Genomic DNA, 3132 nt, shown 5'->3' with positions numbered 1-3132 from the left:
AAATTTGAGCCGGCTAAGTTTTTAAGCAGTTATATTGATGAACAAGGAAAAACACGCCCTTGTTATAATTTACCCAAACGTGAATGTTTAATTCTTGTTTCTGGTTACAGCACTGCTTTACGAGCCAAAATCATTGACCGCTGGCAAGAATTGGAAAAACAGGTAGCCACACCACAAGTTGACTACTCTAAACCGGAGGCATTACTTGGTGTTTTGAATCACTTACAAAGTCAAATAGAGCAGAAAGATCATGTTATTGCAGAATTAGCACCAAAAGCAGAAGCGCTTGAAGGCTTAAAGCGTTCTGAGGGGGCTATGTGTGGCATCTTATTGTTTTTTATTCACGAGTAGTTGTTCAAGGAGCTTTTTGAGATCTTCTGAATTCATTGCCAGCAGGTGATTTAATGTAACGGTAGTGCGGACAGAATCTTCTAAACGAGCAAGAATTTCCCCCGTAAGGCTACGATGATTTGCCTCAGCAAGCTCTTCCAATTGATTTTTCAGTTCAATTGGAATGAGAAATTTAAATTGCACACGATCTTTTTTTGTCATGCACCTAAAATATACCTAAAATACACTTGACACAAGGTACCTTTATGGTACTAAATATGTGCATATGGAGGTAAAATGAAAACGATCCAATATAAAATAAATATGCCACATACATTAAAGGAGTGGTTGTTTAATCGGGCGACTGAGAATGATCGCTCTCTTTCATCTGAAATAATTAACATTCTCAAAAAAGAAAAAGCGCTAGAGCATAAGTCCGCAAAAACTCTCTCTAACGCTTTACATCTAACTAACCTGAAAGAGGTCAATTACAATGAATAATAGCACATACTTACCTATCAATAAAGACAAATTAATCAAATTACGAGAAGTCGAAAACGAGCCTCGTGTTCGCGATGTGGATTTAGCAGAAAAATTAGGGTTTGTTCGTACACGTGACGTTAGAAAATTAATTACAAGAAATATGCAAGAAATAGAACGGTTTGGGAGGTGCGCCACTGTGGCGCACGTAATAAAGGGCAATAACGTAACAGAATATTGGCTTAACGAAGAGCAGACGTTATTGATTGCGACATTATCGAATACAGAAAAATCTTCTCAAGTCCGTTATATGCTTATTAAATTATTTGTTGCATGGCGTAGGGGCGAGATAAAGCAATCCTATGTTCAATCGATGGACTACTCCAGTCCAGCAGTAATGCTTGGTGTCTTAACGCATTTAAAAGATGAAAACGAGCGGAAAGACAATATCATTGCTAAATTAGCTCCAAAAGCAGAGGCTTTGGAAGGTTTAAAACGCTCTGATGGTTTGTTTGATTTGATAGAAGCAGCAAAGATGTTGGAAGTAAGACCAAAGGATTTAACTGATTACTTGCGTAAACATGATTGGGTGTATCGGCGTGCTCCAGGGGCGCCACTGTTACCTTATCAGGACAAGATCAAGAAAGGATTTATGGATTGTCCTGCTATTACCATTCAAAGACCTGATGGTACAGAAAAAGTGCTCCCTTCAACAAAAATTACATCCAGAGGATTGGCATGTTTGAGAGAACAAATCCATGGAGGTGTACAATGAACACCAGTGTCGACTTCTTATGCGATTTGTGGATAGCGTTGTTTCAATTTTCTAATGATGAAAATATTAACGACAAAGAATGTACTGCTTTGGTTGACATCATGAGTCTGGTAGAAAAGGTTTTGATTTTAAAACTTCAAGATGAAGTACCAAATATACTTAAAATCTTGACAGTTCTAACAGATTTTGGAGATTCAGAACTACCGCATAGCATGGATTCTTTGTTGCGAGCCTATGTTCCTACTTTGGAGAACCCGATTGCAAAAGTAGCTTAGACCTACAACATAATTTTATCTCCTCGTCTTTTAGGCGGGGAGGTGGTTAAGAAGGCAATAAAATTAAGGTGCACTATACCAAGTTGATCGTCCACCACCATGACGTATCAAAAGACCTTTTTCAACTAATGATGTAAAAGTTACTTTAAGTGTATTAGGGCTTGCACCAACCTCACGCACCATATCGCGGGTTGTAACACGTCCGTGATTACGCACATAATCAAGAATATTAAGAGCCAATTCAGATAAGGAAAAAAGAGCATTTTTTTCACTCTCTATTTTTATTTCTAATTGGCGTTTTTGTTTTTGTAGAGCACGTAAAAAAAAGAGTATCCAAGGCTCCCAATTGGGTGTTTTAGTATAAATTGTTTTTTGAGTTTGATTTAAAGCTAAGTAATAGCTTTCTTTATTATTCTCAATAATGCTTTCAAGTGATGAATATGGTACATAAACATAACCTTTTTGTAACAAAAGAAGGGTGGTTAAGATACGGCTTAAACGTCCATTTCCATCTTGAAAAGGATGAATAGCTAAAAATGTTACATTAAAAATACCAATCGTAAGTAAAGGATGAAGATCCTTTAATTCATTGGTTTTATTGAACCAAGTAATAAGCTCTTGCATTCGGTATGGTGTATCAAATGGTGTAGCTGTTTCAAAAACAATGCCAACCATTTTCCCTTGAGAATTAAATGCTGCTACATCATTGCGTAAAGTCTTATATTCACCTCGATGTCGTTGATCTTTCTCACTATTACACAAAAGATCACGATGAAGTTGTTTAATATGATTTTCAGTAATAGAAATATCACTCCAAGATTGAAAGATTGTTTCCATAACCTTGGCATAACCGATAACTTCTTGTTCATCACGACTCTTGAAACGTTTAATTTCTAAGTTTACCAAAAGCTGTTCGATTTCGCGGTCTGTTAACTTACTCCCTTCAATGCGTGTAGAAGATCCAATACTTTCAACAGTAGCAATATGGCGAAGGGCGTTCAATCGCTCAGGTGCAAGAGTACCAAGAGCGCGCCATGCCCCTTTGAACTCATCAATCTCAGTAATAAGAGCCAACAATTCTTGTGTAATTTGGAGTGTATCTGTTTTCATACCGGAATATATACCCGATTATACCCGATTGTCAATCATTCGTAACACAGTAAACTCTTACTTCTTATGGCAGAGAAGAAGGCAAGGAGCAACTATGAATAAGAAGAAGCGTAAGGGTCTATCGGTTCGTGCGTTTGCGAAGAAGATGGGTGTTTCACATAA

Annotated in this window: 5 protein-coding genes and 1 pseudogene; 4 read left to right on the top strand and 2 right to left on the bottom strand. The window is 37.3% G+C overall.

Features of this window, described 5'->3' with window-relative positions; genetic code table 11:
• Positions 1-312, top strand: a pseudogene (locus ACFING_RS09440) (Rha family transcriptional regulator); the annotation flags it as partial.
• A 15-nt stretch (positions 313-327) separates the two neighbouring features.
• On the opposite strand, the gene ACFING_RS09435 reads toward ACFING_RS09440, so the two are convergent.
• Entirely contained in the window at positions 328-552 is a 225-nt protein-coding gene (locus ACFING_RS09435; protein ID WP_375612370.1) for an Arc family DNA-binding protein, read from the bottom strand.
• Between the two features lie 75 nt (positions 553-627).
• On the opposite strand from ACFING_RS09435, the gene ACFING_RS09430 reads away from it, so the two are divergent.
• The 3 genes from ACFING_RS09430 to ACFING_RS09420 are packed head-to-tail and all read left to right on the top strand — an operon-like array spanning position 628 to position 1860.
• Complete coding sequence (locus ACFING_RS09430) at positions 628-831, top strand: Arc family DNA-binding protein (RefSeq protein ID WP_004859798.1); 204 nt, start codon at positions 628-630, stop codon at positions 829-831.
• Positions 824-1585 carry a phage antirepressor KilAC domain-containing protein gene (locus tag ACFING_RS09425; protein WP_375630681.1) on the top strand — a complete coding sequence of 254 codons (762 nt, stop codon included), beginning with the start codon at positions 824-826 and terminating at the stop codon, positions 1583-1585. Before ACFING_RS09430 ends, ACFING_RS09425 begins: the two co-directional genes overlap by 8 nt.
• The gene (locus tag ACFING_RS09420) at positions 1582-1860 is read left to right on the top strand and encodes a hypothetical protein (RefSeq protein WP_375630680.1); all 279 of its coding nucleotides are present in this window, start codon (positions 1582-1584) and stop codon (positions 1858-1860) included. The genes ACFING_RS09425 and ACFING_RS09420 overlap by 4 nt, the downstream gene beginning before the upstream one ends.
• A gap of 63 nt (positions 1861-1923) precedes the next feature.
• Here ACFING_RS09420 and ACFING_RS09415 read toward each other — a convergent pair whose 3' ends face one another.
• Positions 1924-2970, bottom strand: a complete 1047-nt coding sequence (locus tag ACFING_RS09415; RefSeq protein WP_375629833.1) for a Fic family protein — start codon at positions 2968-2970, stop codon at positions 1924-1926.
• Positions 2971-3132: the final 162 nt, after the last annotated feature.

It is taken from the genome of Bartonella sp. AP150HLJHH (genome assembly GCF_042196385.1).
GTDB lineage: Bacteria > Pseudomonadota > Alphaproteobacteria > Rhizobiales > Rhizobiaceae > Bartonella.
Note: the sequence above shows the minus strand (reverse complement) of the source record. Positions and strands in the feature narration are given on the sequence as shown.